Source organism: Rheinheimera texasensis DSM 17496, assembly GCF_000711985.1.
GTDB classification, from domain to species: Bacteria; Pseudomonadota; Gammaproteobacteria; order Enterobacterales; family Alteromonadaceae; genus Pararheinheimera; species Pararheinheimera texasensis.
Genome location: NZ_JONU01000007.1, coordinates 74,511 through 93,030 on the forward strand (window position 1 = coordinate 74,511; position 18,520 = coordinate 93,030).

An 18,520-nucleotide genomic window follows, 5' to 3' on the forward strand; every position below is an offset into this window, starting at 1 on the left:
TTTCAGGCCAACGCTTTGCGTCGTTAAAAACCACTCCCGGTGGTTTTTTTATGACTGAAATCTGGCAGCAAGATTATACCGTCAGCTCACCGCGTAAATTCAGCTGCATCTGGCGGCGGACTTCGTCTGCCGACAGCGGCTGGCTAAGCAGATAATGTAGTTTGGTCAGTGCGGCTTCCAGCGTCATATCAAAACCGCTGCTGACGCCGCTGCGTTGCAGCGCATTGCCGGTGGCGTAACCGCCCATATTCACTTTGCCTTTGAAACACTGGGTGCAATTGACAATCACAGTGCCGCGTTCAGCGGCTTGTTGCAGAACCTCAAGCAACTGGGGTTGCTGCGGCGCATTGCCGACACCATAGGATTTGATAATCAAAGCCCGCACCGGTGCTGCGGCCATATTGGCAATCACATCGGTGCTGATACCAGGATACAAAGTCACGACGCTAATCGGTTGTGGCGTAATTTCAGCTACTTTCAGGCTCTGCTTGACTGTGCCCTGAAACAACGCGCCGGCTTTGACTTCGATATGAATACCGGCCTGCAGCAGCGCAGGAAAATTCGGCGAGGCGAATGCGTTAAAGCCGTCGGCATCGGCTTTGGTGGCGCGGTTACCGCGAAACAGCTGGTTGTTAAAATACAGGCAAACTTCGGCGATTGGGTAATTGGCAGCCAGATACAACGAATTCAGCAGGTTGACCTGGCCGTCTGAGCGCAGCTGCGCAAGTGGGATTTGCGAGCCCGTGATGATGACGGGTTTGGTTAAATCTTCGAGCATAAAGGACAAGGCCGATGCGGTATACGCCATAGTGTCGGTGCCATGTAACACTACAAAACCATCATAATCGGCATAATGCTGCTGAATGTCATGGGCGATACTCAGCCAGTGCGCCGGCGTCATGTCTGAGGAATCAATCACCGGGTGATATTCGTGGATATCAAACTCCGGCATTTCCGCGCGGTAGAACTCCGGCATCTTGCGGACTGTGTCGCTGAGAAAACCCGGTACCGGTACAAAACCATTGGCTGAGTGTTGCATACCAATAGTACCGCCGGTGTAGGCGACGTAAATGCGTTTTTTCTTGCTGTTATTCATGGCAGGGTCTTTTGTTGATTTTTATCTATTGTACGCAAGCGCAGCCTCACTGTCAGGGTGGACCAGTAGTGACCAGCGTCAAAAATACCGCCGGTTGGACAAAAGCTGAGCAAACGCGCTGATGTAGCTAAAAAAGAACTTTACAAGGCCGCAGTGGCTCCTTATTATGCCGCCTATCGCGGAGAGATGGCAGAGTGGTTTAATGCACCGGTCTTGAAAACCGGCGAGGGTTAGTAGCCCTTCAAGAGTTCGAATCTCTTTCTCTCCGCCACTAAATCAACCACCTTTCGGTGGTTTTTTTATGCCTGCCGTTCACGAAAATATATTATCTTTCTGATTCTATTCATTTTAATAAATCATGGTTCGCCGCTTTTTTTTGCCATAGCAAAATCAAATTCACTCGGCTATGCTAACGCAGTTTAAGCTGTTTCTTACTATTTTAGGATAATGAGGCGTCGCAATTGATTAACGTTCTGATAGTGGATGATCATGAATTGGTCCGGACTGGGATCAGCAGGATTTTGCAGGAAGAACGAGGGATCCGTGTAGTTGCCGATTTAAGCTCAGGCGAAGCCGCGGTGCAATATTGCCGCAATGAAGCAGCAGGGCAGTTGCCACCAGACGTGGTACTGATGGACATGAATATGCCCGGCATTGGCGGCATGAACGCCACCAAACGTATTTTGCATTATTGCCCGGATATTCGCGTGCTGGCCTTGTCGGTATCGTGCGAAGAGCCGGTGCCGACTAAGGTGATGCAGATGGGCGCTTCGGGTTTTATCTCCAAAAATGCCGCACCTTCCGAAATGATCACTGCGATTAAACGGGTCGCTGATGGCCATCGTTATATTTCTGACGAAGTGGCGCAGAAAATGGCGTTCAGTAAAATCCAGTCCAACAGCAATAACCCCTTTGATGAACTGTCTGACCGTGAAATGCAGATCATGCTGATGATCACCCAGGGTGAGAAGGTCAATGATATTGCCGACAAGCTGAATGTCAGCGCCAAAACCGTCAATTCCTACCGTTATCGCATGTTTGAAAAGCTGGCGATCAGTGGTGATGTTGAATTAACTCATCTCGCTATTCGCCATGGCATGATCAATATTGCCTGATCCCCATTTTCCCTGGATTGCGAGACGCTGATGCCGCCGTTTGACAGCAGTGCTTTTTTAAAAACTGTGCCGGGTGCGCCCGGCGTGTACCGCATGTATGGTGACAAATCTCAGGTCATCTACGTCGGTAAAGCCAAAGATCTAAAAAAACGCCTGGCCAGTTATTTCCGCAGTAATGTCGACAGCATTAAAACCCGCGCGTTGGTGGCAAACATTGCTTTTGTTGAGTTCACCGTCACCAACAGCGAAACCGAAGCGCTGATCCTGGAAAACAACCTGATCAAGCAATACATGCCTAAATACAACGTATTGCTGCGCGACGACAAATCATTTCCTTATATTCTGCTGACTGATCATAAACATCCGCGCATTACAGCGCACCGCGGACCGAAAAAAGTGCCTGGCCAGTATTTTGGCCCTTATCCTAGTGCTGGTGCAGTCTGGGAAAGCCTGAAACTATTACAGAAGGTCATTCCGGTGCGCCAGTGTGAAGACGGTTTTTATCGCGCCCGCACCCGGCCTTGTCTGCAATATCAGTTGAAGCTGTGTTCGGCACCTTGTGTTGGTAAAATTTCTGATGAGGCTTATGCCGCGCAGGTGCGCTTGACCCGGTTGTTTCTGCAGGGCAAAAATCAGCAGGTCATCGACGACCTGGTGCAGCAAATGGAGGCCGCCAGCAATCAGCTTGATTTTGAGCTGGCTGCGCAGCTGCGTGACCAGATCATCGCGCTGCGTAAAGTGCAGGAACAGCAGGCGGTCAGCGGTGACCATGAAGAAATGGACATTCTTGGCTTTTGTTATCTGCATGGCGTGGCGGCTGTGCATGTGTTGTATGTACGCGACCAGAAAATCCTCGGCACTAAGACCTATTTCCCGAAACTGCCGCAACAAACTGATGCTGAAGAAATATTTCCGGCGTTTTTACTGCAGTTTTATTTAAACAACATGGGTGGTCAGCAAATTCCGCGTGAAATTGTCATTGGCGAGACGCTGGAAGATGCCGACAGCATTGCCGAAGCCATCAGTGCTGCCGCCGGCCGCAAGGTCGTGTTAAACGCGGCAAAACGTGGCGAAAAAGCGCGTTATCTCGATTTAGCCAATAAAAATGCCCGCACCGCCTGCGATACCAAAGTCAGTCAGGCTGCGCACATGGCTGCGCGTTATCGGGCGCTGAAGCAGGTGTTAAAACTTGAGCTGCTGCAGCGGATGGAGTGTTTTGATATCAGTCATACCATGGGCAATCAGACCATGGCATCTTGTGTGGTATTCAACGACAAAGGACCGGATAAAGCCGAATACCGGCGTTTTCACGTTGAAGGCGTCACGCCGGGCGATGATTATGCAGCGATGCGTTTTGCGTTGAAAAAACGCTACGGTAAGCTTAGTGATGAGGCGAGGGTGCCAGATATTGTCTTGATAGATGGTGGCGCCGGTCAGCTCAGTCAGGCGATTGAATTCTTCACTGACTGGCCCTTGGCGAAAATGCCGCTGTTACTCGGCGTTGCCAAAGGCACCAGCCGCAAACCTGGTTTGGAAACGCTGTTGATCAACTCAATTCATCACGCGATTAATTTACCCGCAGATGACCCCGCGCTGCATCTTATCCAGCATATCCGTGATGAGGCGCATCGGTTTGCTATCACCGGACACCGCCAGCAACGTGGTAAAAAGTTCACCCAAAGCCCGCTGGAAAATATTGCCGGAATAGGTGAGAAACGCCGGCAAGCTTTGTTACAATACCTCGGTGGTTTGCAAGGCGTGCTGAAAGCATCAGTCGCTGAGCTGGCGACAGTGCCGGGGATCTCCAAAGCGCAGGCTGAGTTGATTTATCAGGCTTGTCATAACAACTAAAAAAATGCCCAGAATTGAGACTTATTGATGTGGAATGTGCCTAACCTGTTAACTTTGTTCCGGATTTTTTTGATTCCTGTCTTCGTTTTCTGCTTTTATTCAACTCATGAACACGCCCGTTTCCTCGCTGCTTTTGTATTTTGGCTGGCAGCCATTACCGATGCATTAGACGGTTATCTGGCGCGTAAACTACAGCAATCAACCGCTTTTGGCGCTTTTCTCGACCCGGTCGCTGATAAAGCGATGGTCGCCGCAGCGCTGGTGCTGATAGCTGTCGATATGCAAACGCTGTGGGTGACGATTCCGGCATTTATTATGATCAGCCGGGAAATCATTATTTCCGGTCTGCGTGAATGGATGGCTGGTCTTGGCAAAAGCGCGCAGGTTAAAGTGTCTGAAATGGGCAAACTAAAAACCGCTGCCCAGATGCTGGCCCTGATTGGTTTAATTTGGCAGCCTGTGCAGTGGATCACGGATTTAGGCATGCTTTTATTGTTTATTGCCACTGTGCTGACCGTCTGGTCTATGGTGGTTTATTTGCAAGCGGCCTGGAAATATCTGCAACAAAATTAAGCGCTTCGCATACAAAAGCTGCAGGTTTGCTAAAAATTGAGCAAACAGTTCAGCAGTGCCAAGTTTTGAGTTGACGGATTTATTAAACCCAGTAGAATGCAGCTCGTGTTAAGGCAAACGCCTTTTCAGATGAAGCGGGCATAGCTCAGTTGGTAGAGCGCTACCTTGCCAAGGTCGAGGTCACGAGTTCGAGTCTCGTTGCCCGCTCCAAATTAATCTGAAAAGTTGTTGATGGCGGGTTGGCAGAGTGGCCATGCAGCGGATTGCAAATCCGTCCACCTCGGTTCGACTCCGGGACCCGCCTCCATTTAGCAAGTTAAAACACAAATCGTTGTCTGCCCGGGTGGTGAAATCGGTAGACACAAGGGATTTAAAATCCCTCGCTCGAAAGGGCGTGCCGGTTCAAGTCCGGCCCCGGGCACCACTTACTGTCAACACCATAGCAGTAAGAAACAAATATGCGGGCATAGCTCAGTTGGTAGAGCGCTACCTTGCCAAGGTCGAGGTCACGAGTTCGAGTCTCGTTGCCCGCTCCAAATTAAAGCAAAAAGGTCTTTGGAAACAAAGACCTTTTTGCTTTTGTGGGAAAGCTGTATTTGCTGATTAAAGCGCCAGCTGCTCCCGGCCAAGCTGTCTCACGGAAGCATCTTCAGATGCCAGAGAATCGTCCTCCCCATGGAAAGGGCCAGCCTGTTTTGGACGAACTTCAGCTTGTTTGTGGAAACCTCAATATGGATCTGCTTGCAGACATTATCGGTATGGCCGGCACCTCGCTGGTGGTCGGTGCCTTTTTTCTGTTACAACTCAACAAAGTGTCACCTAGAGGTTTGACTTATAACCTGATGAATCTGGTGGGTGCATTGTTTTTGTTGTTCAGCCTTTGTATTAACTTCAATCTTGCCAGCTTTGTCATTGAAGTATTCTGGATAGCGGCGTCAGTGATTGGTCTGGTGCAGTACCGCCGGAGCAGTAAGACGCAAACAGCCGCATAGATCGCAGAGTCAAAATACAAACCGGGCAGCAGGCCCGGTTTTTTTATGGTCTCGAACCAGCAGACTGGTTATAACCAAAACGGCAGAATCAACTGGCAGAACAGCGTGATCAGCAAAACACCGAAAATATTCAGCACCACGCCGGCACGGATCATATCGCGGATCTGCAGCTGGCCGCTGGCAAATACTATGGCATTGGGTGGTGTGCCGACCGGCATCATAAAGCCCAGACTGGCGGCCAGCGCCGCCGGTACTACTAAATAAAGTGGCGACAAATCCAGACTAAGCGCTACCGGCCCCAGGATTGGCAAAAACGCGGCCGCGACAGCGGTATTGCTGGTCAACTCGGTCAAAAATACGATAAGCAGCGCGACACCGGCAATGATAAACAGCGCCGGTACACCCTGTAAGCCCTGAAACAACTGCGCCAGCGCATCAGAAACGCCATGTTGCTGTAATTGACCGGCGAGGCTCAGGCCGCCACCAAATAACAGCAGCACGCCCCAGGGTAACTTTTCGCTGTCTTGCCAATTCAGCACTGGCTGGGCAGCTGTCGGGCCTGGTGAAGCAGTAGTGTTGCGTGGCTGCGTCACTGGCAGTAAAAACAGCGCAAAAGCAGCGGTGAGCGCAATAATAGTGTCGCTCAAGCCAAGGCCACTCCATTTGCTGAGTAACGGCTGGAAAATCCAGCACAGCGCTGTCAGCAGAAAAACCACTGCTACCTGACGCTGCGACGCAGACAGTGGCATTAATGTCTTTCCGGCCCGGTCGCAGGCCGCTGGCAGCAAATGCAGCCGGAAGTAGACGCGGCTCAGCCAAAACCAACACAGCACTAACATGGCCAGTGCCAGCGGCACGCCAAGCAGCATCCATTGACCAAAACCAAGTTTGATTTGATAAGTTTTTTCCAGAAAAGCCGCCAGTAGCGCATTTGGTGGCGTGCCAATCAAAGTTGCAATACCGCCGATACTGGCAGCATAAGCCACACCTAATAATAATGCCGGAGCCAATGCCGCTTGGTTGCTTTGCGGCGCTGCGGCGACAATCGACAAGGCAATCGGCAGCATCATCACGGCTGTGGCGGTATTGGACATCCACATCGATAAAAATGCAGTGATGGCCATCAGGGCCGCCAATTGCCGTGCAGGGGCACCGCCAACGTGGCGAAGTGCCCGTTCGGCAATTTGCTGGTGCAGGCCGGTTTTCTCTAATGCGATGGATAAACAAAAGCCGCCAAAAAACATAAATATCAGCGGATGTGCGTAGGGAGAGGTCGCGGCTTCCGCTGAGCTGATCCCCAAGAGCGGAAACAACAACATCGGCAACAACGACGTGACCGGAATGGGCGCTGCTTCGCTGATCCACCAAATCACCATCCACAAGGTTACACCACAAAGCACACTGGCCTTGCTGCTAAGGCCAGGCACAGTCCAGAGACTGAATAAAAGCAGTGCTGCCGGCCCTGCCAACAACCACCATATTTGACGACGAGGCATAAGGCTCCGGTATGTCAGAAAAGGGTATTGCATCAGACTCTAACGGCTTTTATCGCCAGGGTCATCCATTTGTTGCGTTGCTGGTAAGTGCACAGGCTTGGACACAGGGGCTGACTCAGTTAGACTCGATAGAATTTACAAAAAGGAGCAGTTAAATGCTGGCTTTACAACAATATTTTCCCGATGTGTCCCCGCTGGTGTTTGGCTGTATGGGGCTGGGTGGTGACTGGAATGCGTCACACACTACCGCAGAGCGACAGCAACAGGGTTTTGCTGCCATCGAAGCCGCGCTGGAGCTCGGCTTTAACTGTTTTGACCACGCCGATATTTACACCCGTGGTAAGGCCGAAGCGGTATTTGGTCAGTTTCTGGCGGCGCAGCCGCAGCTGCGCGAATGTCTGGTATTACAAAGTAAGTGCGCTATCCGTTTTGCAGACGAACATCATGTCGGGCGTTATGATTTCAGTGCCGGTTACATCTCTGACAGTGTTGACCAAAGTTTGCGGCGGCTGCAAACCGATTATCTGGATATCCTGCTGTTGCACCGGCCAGACCCTTTGATGCAAATCGACGAAGTAGCAGAAGTGCTGCAGCGGCTGCAACAAAGTGGCAAGGTCCGCCAGTTTGGCGTGTCGAATTTTGGCGTGCCGCAACAACAGTTGCTGCAATCAGCGCTGCAGCAGCCGCTGGTGGTGAATCAGCTGCAAATGAGTCTGGCCAATCTGGACTGGCTGGAAGCGAATGTACTGACTGGCATGCCGCAGGGCGCTGGTCACTATTTCGGTTATGGCACTGTGGAATATTGTCAGCTGAATAAAGTACAAATTCAGGCCTGGGGCAGTCTGGCGCAGGGGCGTTTTAGTGGGGCCGGTAAGGACTTATCTGCCAATGAGCAGCGTACTGCCGATTTGGTCGCGCAGCTTGCCGCAGACTATCAGGTCAGTGCTGAAGCCATAGTACTTGGCTGGTTGATGCGCCATCCGGCTGGCATCCAGCCGGTGATTGGTACTGTGAACCCTGAACGCATTCGTGCCTGCAGCCAGGCGGTGGATGTTCAGCTCAGTCGCGAACACTGGTATGCCCTTTATGTGGCAAGCCGGGGGCAGCCGTTGCCATAACAGCTGCAGCATGCAAAGAATGTAATTACAGTACAATCAAGGAAATCAGATGGTTACGCAAAGTTTTACTCTCACCAGCGCCGGCAAAATTAAAATAGCGGCCGGTCAAAAAGCGATTTCAGCCAATAAAGGCGAAACAGTTCAGTTTATGCTGAACAATGAAAGCGGTTTTACCTTGTTAGATTGGGGCCTGTATTTTAACAACCCTTTTGATGTGGCCAATGCCTTACGTTATTCCTTTGGTGCCACACCAACCCAAGGCAATGTTTATAGTGCTGAAAAAACCGTCAGTCAGGACACAGCGACGGCAAAAGTGGCGATGTATAACGCTTATGCGGTTTATGTCACAGTGCAAAACAGCAGTGGTACGCAGGTGATTTATCAGCGCGATCCGGAAATCATCGTCAATGGCGGTGATGTTGAAGATTAAAGTGTTTTAGCCGCAGGGCGCACCAGCACTTGCTGTTGCAATAGCTGTTTAAATTCGGGTTCTGTTTCCAGCGCGGCAAATTCATAGCCCAGCTGCAGCGCTTTTTGCAGCTGGCTGGTGGCGGCTTCGCGTTGCCCACTGATTTCGAGGATTTGGGCGGCATTGATCAATTGCTGTGGCTTGAGCAGTTCACCTGCCGCGGCCAGCTCCTGCAGTGCTTGCCGATGCTGGCCGGATTTTGCCAGATACAGACCAAGCCGCAGTCTGGCATTTTGTAACTTTGGTGATTTTTCCAGTAACAGACTCACCAGTCGGATGGCTTGCTGATAACTGTGCTGGGCTTTGTCTGGTTGTCCAGCCCAGCGATAGCTGTCGGCCAGATTGCCCCAAAGCTGGTAGTTGTCTGGTTTTAACTCTACGGCCAGCGCAAAGTGTTGGCTGGCTTCAGGATACTGCTGCTGATAAAACAATAAAGTCCCGATATTGGAATGATTGACTGCATTGCCATCAATAGCAACCGCCTGCCGGAAAGTGGCCAGCGCGGCCTTGAAATCGCTGCGGCTGAACTGGATAGCGCCAAGCGTCTGTAAAACGGTCGCGTTGTTGGGCGCCAATCCGGCGAGCTCGCGATAACTGGCTTCTGCTTTGTCCAGCTGCTGATGTTGATAGTAAAAAACCGCCAGCGCATTGATAAAATACCAGCTGCGGCTGATCTGTACAGCCTGCTGTAAATGTTGTTCGGCGGCAGCGGTTTGACCTGCCAGGTCATAGGTCCGCGCCAAACCAAAGTGCAGCATGGCGTTGTCTGGTTTCAGTTGCAGCGCTTGCATATACAAAACGACAGCTTCGTTATAATCGCTGCGCATTTTCGCAATATCAGCCTGCAATGTTAGTAACCTGGTGTTTTTGGTCAGTTGTTGCGCTAACTCATTGGTCAGTTGTTCGGCCTGTGGTAACCAGTGGTGGATATCGCGAACTCTGGCCATCTGTAAAATGGCTTCAATCAGCGCAAAACGCGCTTCGGTAAAATTGGCATCTGCGTTTACAGCCAGTTGTAATTGCTGCAGTGATTTTTCCAGATTATTTTTGTAATCATGGCGGTAGAGGTAACTCATGCCAGTCAGATAAGCCTTATAAGCAATGTCGTTGATGGCAGTGCCTTTTGATAAAGCCAGATCACCAGGAACCTGCCAATCCAGCAGGCTCAGCAGGGCGGTTCTGACTTGCTGCTGGGCTAAATCCCAGTTGTCCAACGCCAAATCGATCTCGGTTGAACTCAAAATGCGCCCGTCAGCACCATGTTGCAGATTAAGCGCCAGTCGCCGCGTGTTCCCCAGATGCTGCAAACTGCCAGTGATCACTAATTCTGTCTGAAATTGCTGAAAGACAGTTTTGGCACTGACTTTCTCAAGTTGACCGAGCTCAGCCGGCGGCAGGACCCAAATGTTGCCATTATGCTGACCAATTTGCGCCAGATCCTGGCTCAGACTGAGCGACATGCCGGTCAGAAATTGCTGTACTGAAGGATCTGCGCCGATATTTTGCAGCGGCATCAGGGCCAGGGTTTTGCCCTGACTCAATAGTTTTTCCTTATCTACTGACTGTTGGCCAAGCCACAGGCTTACCAGCAAAATAACCGGCGCCAGACCTGCCCAGAATTGCCAGCGCACCAGAGGATACCAGCGACCGAAACGGACTCGCTGTAACAAATCCTGCTGCAATCTGGTGAGTGTTGCAGCCACGTGATGCAGGTCGGCAGGGCGTTGAGCCGGGTGGCGTGAAAGACATTGCTCAATCAGCTTTTTCAAGGCTGTCGGCAGGTTCGGCTGCGGGTTTGGCACGCGCCGGTTTTGTTGCACAATAGCCTGCATCGTCTCTTCAGCAGTGTCGCGCAGAAACGGATGCACGCCATAACAAAGCTCATACATCACGACGCCAAAGGCAAACACATCGCTGTGGATAGTGGCGTCGTCGTCGCTTTGCAGGAGTTCCGGCGCCATATACGGCAACGTGCCTTTGATTTGGTGCGCGGTCGTGTGTGCTGACCACTGGGTATCTAATTGGCTGGATAACACCGGCGGCAGGGCCGCGCCCTGAAGGTCGGCTTGCTGCTGTAAACGTCGTTGCCGGCTTGCCATGCCGAAATCGAGAATTTTGACTTGTTTTGCCGGCAGGCACACCATCAGATTGCTCGGTTTTAAGTCGCGATGTATCACACCGGCCTGATGGGCGCTTGCCAGACCGGCAGCAATCTGCGCCAGCAAATGCAATTTGTCCGGTAAACTCAACGAGCGTTTCTGGTATTGATCCAGCGTCTGACCTTCCAGCCATTCCGTCACGATGTAGCTCTGTTGTTCGCTACGGGAAATATCATAGACGGTGACGATATTTGGATGCTGTAATGATGAAGCCAGGCGGGCTTCTTCCAGCAACTGCTGCCCGGCGGATTGCCCCTGGCGCTGCAACTGTAATACTTTGAGCGCCACCGGGCGTTGCAGCGTCACATCATAAGCCTGATAAACGACGCCCATACCACCTTGCCCGGCCTGACGCAGTAACTGGTAGTGCCCGAACCCGGCAGGCGGCTGTGGTGCAGCGACAGAAACCCCGCTGTCGCCCGGCATTTGTGTCTCAAGCTGTGATGGCAGATCGGATTGGCAGAAGTCGCAATGGCCGGCTGTCATTGGGTTGGACATCTCACACTGCGGACAAATCACGCCTGCGAGCTCCGGTTGCCGGATTTGACTATTTCGCTGCCGGTATCAAGCAATTGTAATTTGGTCGGTTTGTGCGCACAAACCCGGTTCTTACCGCTGTGTTTGGCCTGATACATTGCCTGGTCGGCACAGTCGATAAAGCGGTACGCCAGATTATGCAGGGCGTGATGGAATCCGGCGACACCGATACTGGCGGTGATATTCAGCGTCAGACCAGCAACCTGCGGCTGCAACGCAGCAATGTCGGCGCGAATGCGCTCGGCGTAAATCAATGCGCTATCAGCTTCTGTATTATTGACTAACACCAGAAACTCTTCGCCACCCAGCCGGCCGACCCGATCGGCTTTACGCGCCAGCGTTTTTAGCAGGGCTGCGACTGCGCGCAGCACTTCATCTCCGGCGAAATGGCCATATTGATCGTTGATCTGCTTAAAATTATCTAAATCGATAAAAATCAGGCTGCACGGTTGACCGTACCTTTTCGCCTGTTCCATCGATAAGGTGATCTGCTCTTCAATCATACTGCGGCTGCATAAACCGGTCAGGTCGTCACACAGTGCGCGGCTGATAGTGATGGCATTTTTCAGCGCGAGGCCGAGCTGTGCCTGCAGCGTTTTGCAGAAGGTTTCCTGTAGCTGGTTAAAACCTTCAGGCCTGGTGCTGTCCAGATAAAGCACTGCCAAAGTCTCGCCGTCTGCCTGCAGCGGCATCGCCAGTTCACCTGTGACTGCAGGTTCGGCGGGTGACTTGCCGAAATGGTCCGGCAGCGGCGTGGTGAGTAGCCTGAGTTCCTGGCGCTCGAAACAATCCTGCGCCAGTGTTTCTGCCGGCTCTGGCTGGCCGTCTGCGCGTGCTGGCGTATAGTTCCAGCAGGCGTGGCGTTGAAATTGTTGACGGCGTTTGTCTGGCATTAAGACAAAACCGCGCCGTGCACCCAACACTTCGGCAATCATCGGCACTGCGTGCTCTAGCAAAACCTGATAGCCCTGGGTCTGGTTCACCAGTGTATTGAGGCGCTGTAACAGACTGTTTTGCGCAGACCACTGTTGAGCGGCCTGCTGCAACTGCAGGAATTGTCCACGCAGATATTGTTGCAGCTCCGGCAATGGTTGCGCCTGCTGGCTGAGCTGTAATAAAGCGCCCAGACTATGCTGCTGCATGTCGTCAATGCGTTGTTGTAAATCATGTAACGCCCAGACAGCAAAATCCTGCTCGTGATGCTGTTCTGCTTCATATCTGAGCGTGACTTTCTGGCGGCCAAAGCATAGTTCACATTGCGACGGCAGCGGGACTGGTTGCGAAGGTTGCAACAACAGCTGGTCGAGCTGAGTGCCGAATCGGGAACTTTTATCGCGCAGGACCGGCCCTTGTGGCGTCAGGCGGATCTCTGCATGCTGGCGTGATACGCTGGGGTCATGCAGAACCAGCAGATTGACCGGGTCACGGCCAATAGAGATAGGAGTATCGTCCAGCGTCAGGCGGACTGCATGGTGCTTATCGCCCTGCAGCCATTCTAAATCGAGCACCATGGGGTCATTCATGTTATGCACTCCACCTAACAACCGGTCTTGCCTGAATACAGTTGGTCCACGACGATTTTGGGGCGCCAAACCAGCAGTCAAACAAGTGCGTTCTGGTCATCACTTCTGCTTCTGTTACGTTTAAGCTTCGAGTTTATACCGGATCTATTCCTTTATCAGCAACAAATCACAGGGCTGACCCAGGCTCCCCCACAGAGCCTGGGTGCAGACACCGGAAGTTGTCTGGTTAAAATCCTTGCAGATATTGCTGTTTCGGCTGCTGCAGAATCGTTTCCCAGGAGCCATAGGTTGGATTGGTCAGCATAAACCAGCGTGAGCCCCAATATTGCTGGTATCGGTCGACCAGTTCAAAGCGCTTAGCCGGGGTGATCTTGCTTTTCACCTGTGGCAGGAAATCACCAAAATCGTCGCCAACCAGCATGATGACGCGATATTGTTGTGCGGCTTTTAACCGGCGGCTTTCTTTTTCTGAAGTCCAGTCTTGCTGTTCGGATTTTAACCACAACTGGCTGGCGTCAACTTGTGTAATACCAGTGGCTTGCAGGTTTTTCAACGTATCAGCTTTTTGCGGGCAGACGTCTTTGCTATTGGCCCTTGGCGCACATTCACGGTTACTGATGTAAAGCACTGTCACGCCGTTTTTGCCGGCCAGATTGAGGAAGTCTACTGCGCCCGGTACGGCTTTAGCTTTCGCGGCTGCAACCCAGTTATCCCAACGCTTGCTGTTAAAACCAGTGTCTTGCTCCAGAATGGCTTGTGCTGCGGCAGGGGAGTTATCCAGAATAGTTTCGTCAATATCGACGATGATGGCTGGTGGCAGCTGTTGGAAATCGCTGGTTTGGGTCGGCAGTGCGGTCCAGTTTCTGTCAGTCAGTGCTTCTTTGATTGTCAGGCTGGCCATTTTATAAGTTTGCAGACTGTTGGCACGAAATTCTGCGGAGGTCTGATACCACAAGGTAGCATTCATGTTGTCATGCGGGGCAGTCGCTGCAGCAGCTGCCAACAAAAAAACGGTGGAGAAGGCCATAAACAAGTCCTGACAGAGAAAAACGCCGATCATACTGAGTTCATGCTGAAATTCAACAGCAGCTGCGTTAAGCGGCGCTTTCCATGGCCAAACTGCGATGGAACAGACGGTATGTCTGTGAAACGCAACAAAAAGGCAGCCTGAGCTGCCTGTTTGTTATTACATGTTCGGATAGTTCGGGCCGCCGCTACCTTCCGGCGTCACCCAGCGGATATTCTGCGACGGATCTTTAATATCACAGGTTTTACAGTGAATGCAGTTTTGCGCATTAATCTGTAAGCGCGGTTCACCTGACTCCTGACCGACAATTTCATAGACACCAGCCGGGCAATACCGTTGCGCCGGTTCATCGTAAATCGCCAGATTCACTTTGATTGGAATAGTGCTGTCAATCAGCTGTAAATGACAAGGCTGTTCTTCTTCGTGATTGGTATTGGACAAAAACACTGACGATAACTTATCAAAACTCAAGGTCTGGTCCGGTTTTGGATAAGCAATTTTGGCGCAGGCCGAAGCAGGTTTCAGGCAGGCATGGTCGACACTGTTGTCCTTCAGCGTAAACGGTAGTTTGCCGCCAAACCAGTTCTGGTCGATCATGTTAAAGGCGCCGCCGAGAATGGATCCAAATTTATGCATGGCCGGGCCAAAATTGCGCGAACGGTACAGCTCATCAAACAACCAGCTTTGCTCAAACCGGCCTTTAAAGCTTTGCAGATCCTCGCCACCGCTATCACCGCGGCTGAGTGCTTCAAACACAGTTTCAGCGGCCAGCATGCCTGATTTCATCGCGGTGTGATTGCCTTTAATTTTGGCAAAATTCAGCGTGCCGGCATCGCAGCCCAATAACATCCCGCCCGGAAAGGTCATTTTCGGCAAGCTGTTGAGACCGCCTTTGGCAATAGCCCGGGCACCATAGCAAACACGTTTGCCACCTTTGAGATACTGCGCAATCACCGGGTGGTGTTTATAACGCTGGAATTCATCAAACGGGCTTAAGTGCGGGTTGCTGTAATTGAGGTCGATGATAAGACCAACCACTATCTGGTTATTCTCGGCGTGGTACAGGTAACCACCGCCGGATGTGCCTCGCTCCAGTGGCCAGCCGGCGGTATGCACTACCAGGCCTGACTGGTGTTTGTTTGGATCTATATCCCAAATTTCTTTAAAACCAATCGCATAGTGCTGTGGTGAGCAATCTTTATCGAGCTGGTAATGTTTAATCAGCTCTTTGCCCAAATGACCGCGGCAGCCTTCGGCAAACAAAGTGTATTTGGCGCGCAGTTCCATACCGGCGACAAAGCTGCTTTTTTGTTCGCCATGTTTATCCAGTCCCATATCGCCTGTGATGATGCCTTTGACCACATTATTTTCAATGATCAGACTGGCTGCGCTGAAACCCGGAAAAATCTCGACGCCAAGCGCTTCGGCCTGACTGGCCAGCCAACGACAGACATTGCCCATCGATACAATGTAGTTGCCGGTGTTGTGCATGGTTTTTGGCACAGCGAAATGCGGGATTTGGCGTGCGTCGTCAGCGTTTTGTAGCAAGTAGATATCGTCATGACTGACCGCTGTGGTCAATGGCGCTGCTTTTTCCTGCCAATCCGGGATCAGTTCATTTAATGCCCGCGGTTCAAATACCGCGCCGGATAGGATATGCGCGCCGACTTCAGAGCCTTTTTCTACCACACAGACGCTGAGTTCAGAACCTGCGTTTTTTGCCTGTTGCATCAGTTTGATCGCCGCTGACAAGCCCGCCGGACCGGCACCGACTACGACTACATCAAACTCCATCGATTCCCGTTCCATTTGCCACCTCGCTGCTGTGATTTGCGCTGCATCAACAGTTTTTGCACTGTTAACTGCTATTCTTGTCTGGTTTTTTTAAAAGCGTTGCCGGCAAGGGTATTTCAGGTTGACGTTAACGTCAACACTGGTTAGATTGTCCGGCATTGAAATGGTCTGAAGTTTACCTTTACGTAAACTTGACCCGAAAACAGCAGGGGTGTGCATTGATGAAAATTCTGGTGCCGGTCAAACGGGTGATTGATTACAACGTAAAAGTGCGGGTGAAAGCCGACCAGAGCGGCGTGGACCTGGCCAATGTCAAAATGGCGCTGAACCCTTTCTGTGAAATAGCAGTAGAAGAAGCGGTGCGGTTAAAAGAAGCTGGTGTCGCAACCGAAGTTGTGGTGGTGTCGATTGGACCTGCTCTGGCGCAAGAACAACTGCGTACAGCACTGGCGTTGGGCGCTGACCGTGCCATTTTACTGGAAACCGAGCAAAGCCTTGAATCGCTGCAAGTGGCCAAACTGCTGGCCAAAGTCGTTGCGACGGAGCAGCCACAGCTGGTGATCCTTGGTAAACAAGCCATTGATTCTGATAACAATCAGACAGCACAAATGCTGGCGGCTTTAACTGGCATGGGCCAGGGCACTTTTGCCTCAAAAGTGGTCGTAGCTGATGGCAAAGTCAATGTCACCCGCGAAATCGATGGCGGCCTGCAAACGGTGGCGCTGAATTTACCAGCGGTAGTTTCGACAGATCTGCGTTTAAACGAACCACGTTACGCATCGCTGCCAAACATTATGAAAGCGAAGAAAAAGCCATTGGATGTGATCGCAGCCGACTCGCTGGGCGTGTCACTGCATAGCCAAATCAAAGTGCTGAAAGTCACAGCGCCGGCGACTCGTCAGGCGGGTGTCAAAGTGGATTCTGTCGACACGCTGGTCGACAAGTTAAAGCATGAAGCGAAGGTGATCTGATGGCCATTTTAATCATTGCCGAACACAACAATGTTCAATTAAAAGCCGATACGGCAAAAACTTTGACTGCGGCGCTGGCTATTGGCGGCGATATTCACGTACTGGTTGCCGGCCACAGTTGCCAGAGCGTTGCCGCTGAAGCTGCTGCGCTGAAAGGCGTCAGTAAAGTATTAGTCGCGGATGGCGCCGCTTACCAGCATCAGTTAGCCGAAGAAATCGCTGCATTGGTGCTGTCTGTTGCTAATGGCTACAGCCATATTCTGGCTTCCGCCACAACCAACGGGAAGAATTTCCTGCCACGCGTGGCTGCCATGCTGGATGTTGGCCAAATTTCCGACATTATCGCGGTAGAGAGCGCTGACACTTTTGTCCGTCCTATCTATGCCGGTAATGCCATTGCCACAGTGCAAAGTGCTGATGCGGTGAAAGTCATCACAGTACGCAGTTCCGCTTTCTCAGCAGCGCCAAATGGTGGTTCAGCTGTGATCGAAACGTTGACAGCACCGTCTGCGGCGGGTTTATCGGTCTTTGTCGATGAGCAACTGACTAAATCTGAGCGTCCTGAGTTGACTGCGGCTTCTGTGATTATCTCCGGTGGCCGTGGGATGCAAAACGGTGATAATTTCAAGCTACTTGAAGGCATTGCGGACAAACTCAATGCTGCTATTGGTGCCAGCCGTGCAGCAGTTGACGCCGGTTTTGTACCAAACGATATGCAGGTCGGTCAAACTGGCAAAATCGTGGCGCCGGATTTGTATATTGCGGTAGGTATCTCCGGTGCTATCCAGCACTTAGCCGGGATGAAAGACTCTAAAGTGATAGTCGCAATTAACAAAGACCCGGAAGCGCCGATTTTTCAGGTGGCAGATTATGGTCTGGTCGGCGATTTGTTCGCAATTCTGCCAGAGCTTGAAGCCAAACTTTGAAATCAGCTTTGAAGAAGAAGGTCGCTTATGCGGCCTTTTTTTTATGTACAGGATGTACGGTACGCCGCAAATGCAGGAGCAATTTGTGGCGATGTACAGAATGTACGGTACAGTGAATCAGGGATTTCAGGATGCCAAGCTGTTGGCATCCTGCCTGATAAACGCTTTGAGCTCAGCGAAAAGCAACAATGCAGGCACGTGGTGCCCAGAGCTTGTCGGTGGCCAAAGCAGCATGGCTCTGAGTAATTTTTTTCTGTCATACTCGCTGACAATTTTTGTACAAGAGTTTGCGATAGTCATCTTGACTGGTGATACCGGCTTGTTACTCTATCCATCTTACATCATTTTAACAATTTGCGGCATTGCGCTTGCTCTGGGAAGTTTGAATGTCATTGTTACGTAAATGTTCGTTGGTTTCACTGTTGTGGCTCGCTGGTTGTGCTCAGACTCCTCCGCAGAACCAGAATCTGCTGACTGAACTTGATGGCCCGCTGGCTCAGATGCAGGTTGATGGTCGCCAGTTGTATCAGCGTATGCAAAAGCTGACGGCAGATAAAAGTTGCAACACGGACCAGCAATGTCAGGTGATCGGTATTGGTTCGCGGCCCTGCGGTGGCCCAGAGCAGTTTTTGTTGTTCTCGACGCAGCAAACTGACCAGAAAATGCTGACCATTACCAACGACCGTTACACCAGAACGCGGCAGGAACAGCAACAACGCTTAGGCTTACGAAGCACTTGTCAGCAATTGCTGGCCCCGGTACCGGCGTGCCGGCAACAGCAATGCATGTTGCTGGATGCGCAGAATTAACGTTAGAATTTGAGAAGTAATAAAAAAGCCGCAATCAAGCGGCTTTTTTATTACTCAGACAGAG

At 51.4% G+C, this 18,520-nt stretch carries 16 protein-coding genes and 5 tRNA genes; 15 read left to right on the plus strand and 6 right to left on the minus strand.

All coding sequences use genetic code 11. The features are described 5' to 3' along the window. Positions 1-73 precede the first annotated feature (73 nt). On the minus strand, positions 74-1,096 hold the full coding sequence (gene ansA / locus Q399_RS0100450) for an asparaginase (RefSeq protein ID WP_031564314.1): 1,023 nt from the start codon (positions 1,094-1,096) through the stop codon (positions 74-76). Positions 1,097-1,276: 180 nt separating this feature from the next. Here ansA and Q399_RS0100455 point away from each other — a divergent pair. The 9 genes from Q399_RS0100455 to Q399_RS0100495 all read left to right on the plus strand — a co-directional run bounded on the left by Q399_RS0100455 (position 1,277) and on the right by Q399_RS0100495 (position 5,627). Further along, positions 1,277-1,367 (plus strand) — tRNA-Ser (locus Q399_RS0100455). A gap of 190 nt (positions 1,368-1,557) precedes the next feature. Next, a complete protein-coding gene (gene uvrY / locus Q399_RS0100460) occupies positions 1,558-2,211 on the plus strand; it encodes a UvrY/SirA/GacA family response regulator transcription factor (protein ID WP_031564315.1) in 654 nt (217 codons plus the stop codon). Between the two features lie 30 nt (positions 2,212-2,241). Beyond that, positions 2,242-4,062 carry an excinuclease ABC subunit UvrC gene (uvrC, locus tag Q399_RS0100465; RefSeq protein WP_031564317.1) on the plus strand — a complete coding sequence of 607 codons (1,821 nt, stop codon included), beginning with the start codon at positions 2,242-2,244 and terminating at the stop codon, positions 4,060-4,062. 27 nt (positions 4,063-4,089) lie between these two features. Further along, positions 4,090-4,635 carry a CDP-diacylglycerol--glycerol-3-phosphate 3-phosphatidyltransferase gene (gene pgsA, locus Q399_RS0100470; RefSeq protein ID WP_031564319.1) on the plus strand — a complete coding sequence of 182 codons (546 nt, stop codon included), beginning with the start codon at positions 4,090-4,092 and terminating at the stop codon, positions 4,633-4,635. A gap of 134 nt (positions 4,636-4,769) precedes the next feature. After that, positions 4,770-4,845, plus strand: a tRNA-Gly gene (locus tag Q399_RS0100475). A 23-nt stretch (positions 4,846-4,868) separates the two neighbouring features. Beyond that, a tRNA-Cys gene (locus Q399_RS0100480) sits at positions 4,869-4,942 on the plus strand. Positions 4,943-4,972: 30 nt separating this feature from the next. Then, positions 4,973-5,059, plus strand: a tRNA-Leu gene (locus tag Q399_RS0100485). A gap of 36 nt (positions 5,060-5,095) precedes the next feature. Next, positions 5,096-5,171 (plus strand) — tRNA-Gly (locus Q399_RS0100490). Between the two features lie 117 nt (positions 5,172-5,288). Further along, positions 5,289-5,627 (plus strand): CBU_0592 family membrane protein, encoded by a 339-nt coding sequence (locus Q399_RS0100495; RefSeq protein WP_211253129.1) that lies wholly within the window; start codon positions 5,289-5,291, stop codon positions 5,625-5,627. A gap of 68 nt (positions 5,628-5,695) precedes the next feature. On the opposite strand, the gene Q399_RS0100500 is transcribed toward Q399_RS0100495, so the two are convergent. Further along, complete coding sequence (locus tag Q399_RS0100500; RefSeq protein ID WP_031564323.1) at positions 5,696-7,123, minus strand: SLC13 family permease; 1,428 nt, start codon at positions 7,121-7,123, stop codon at positions 5,696-5,698. A gap of 155 nt (positions 7,124-7,278) precedes the next feature. On the opposite strand from Q399_RS0100500, the gene Q399_RS0100505 reads away from it, so the two are divergent. Both Q399_RS0100505 and Q399_RS0100510 read left to right on the plus strand, forming a co-directional pair. Beyond that, positions 7,279-8,241, plus strand: a complete 963-nt coding sequence (locus Q399_RS0100505; protein ID WP_031564325.1) for an aldo/keto reductase — start codon at positions 7,279-7,281, stop codon at positions 8,239-8,241. A 49-nt stretch (positions 8,242-8,290) separates the two neighbouring features. After that, a complete protein-coding gene (locus tag Q399_RS0100510; protein WP_031564328.1) occupies positions 8,291-8,671 on the plus strand; it encodes a hypothetical protein in 381 nt (126 codons plus the stop codon). Here Q399_RS0100510 and Q399_RS0100515 read toward each other — a convergent pair. The 4 genes from Q399_RS0100515 to Q399_RS0100530 form a co-directional block, all read right to left on the minus strand. Continuing rightward, entirely contained in the window at positions 8,668-11,367 is a 2,700-nt protein-coding gene (locus tag Q399_RS0100515; RefSeq protein WP_031564330.1) for a serine/threonine-protein kinase, read from the minus strand. The two genes, Q399_RS0100510 and Q399_RS0100515, sit on opposite strands and share 4 nt — an antisense overlap. A 17-nt stretch (positions 11,368-11,384) precedes the next feature. After that, a complete protein-coding gene (locus Q399_RS21295) occupies positions 11,385-12,929 on the minus strand; it encodes a diguanylate cyclase (protein ID WP_051685635.1) in 1,545 nt (514 codons plus the stop codon). A 226-nt stretch (positions 12,930-13,155) separates the two neighbouring features. Continuing rightward, positions 13,156-13,956 carry a 5'-nucleotidase, lipoprotein e(P4) family gene (locus Q399_RS0100525; RefSeq protein WP_084164123.1) on the minus strand — a complete coding sequence of 267 codons (801 nt, stop codon included), beginning with the start codon at positions 13,954-13,956 and terminating at the stop codon, positions 13,156-13,158. A 159-nt stretch (positions 13,957-14,115) separates the two neighbouring features. Continuing rightward, positions 14,116-15,786: an electron transfer flavoprotein-ubiquinone oxidoreductase gene (locus Q399_RS0100530; protein WP_281172204.1), complete on the minus strand. Its 1,671-nt coding sequence runs from the start codon at positions 15,784-15,786 to the stop codon at positions 14,116-14,118. A gap of 185 nt (positions 15,787-15,971) precedes the next feature. On the opposite strand from Q399_RS0100530, the gene Q399_RS0100535 reads away from it, so the two are divergent. Genes Q399_RS0100535 through Q399_RS0100550 form a run of 4 tightly spaced genes read left to right on the plus strand, consistent with a single transcriptional unit; the run spans position 15,972 to position 18,456 of the window. Then, positions 15,972-16,721 carry an electron transfer flavoprotein subunit beta/FixA family protein gene (locus Q399_RS0100535; protein WP_031564340.1) on the plus strand — a complete coding sequence of 250 codons (750 nt, stop codon included), beginning with the start codon at positions 15,972-15,974 and terminating at the stop codon, positions 16,719-16,721. After that, entirely contained in the window at positions 16,721-17,647 is a 927-nt protein-coding gene (locus Q399_RS0100540) for an electron transfer flavoprotein subunit alpha/FixB family protein (RefSeq protein ID WP_031564342.1), read from the plus strand. Before Q399_RS0100535 ends, Q399_RS0100540 begins: the two co-directional genes overlap by 1 nt. Beyond that, a complete protein-coding gene (locus Q399_RS0100545) occupies positions 17,592-18,050 on the plus strand; it encodes a hypothetical protein (protein WP_157836193.1) in 459 nt (152 codons plus the stop codon). The genes Q399_RS0100540 and Q399_RS0100545 overlap by 56 nt, the downstream gene beginning before the upstream one ends. After that, a complete protein-coding gene (locus Q399_RS0100550) occupies positions 18,034-18,456 on the plus strand; it encodes a hypothetical protein (protein ID WP_031564346.1) in 423 nt (140 codons plus the stop codon). The genes Q399_RS0100545 and Q399_RS0100550 overlap by 17 nt, the downstream gene beginning before the upstream one ends. Positions 18,457-18,520 lie beyond the last annotated feature (64 nt).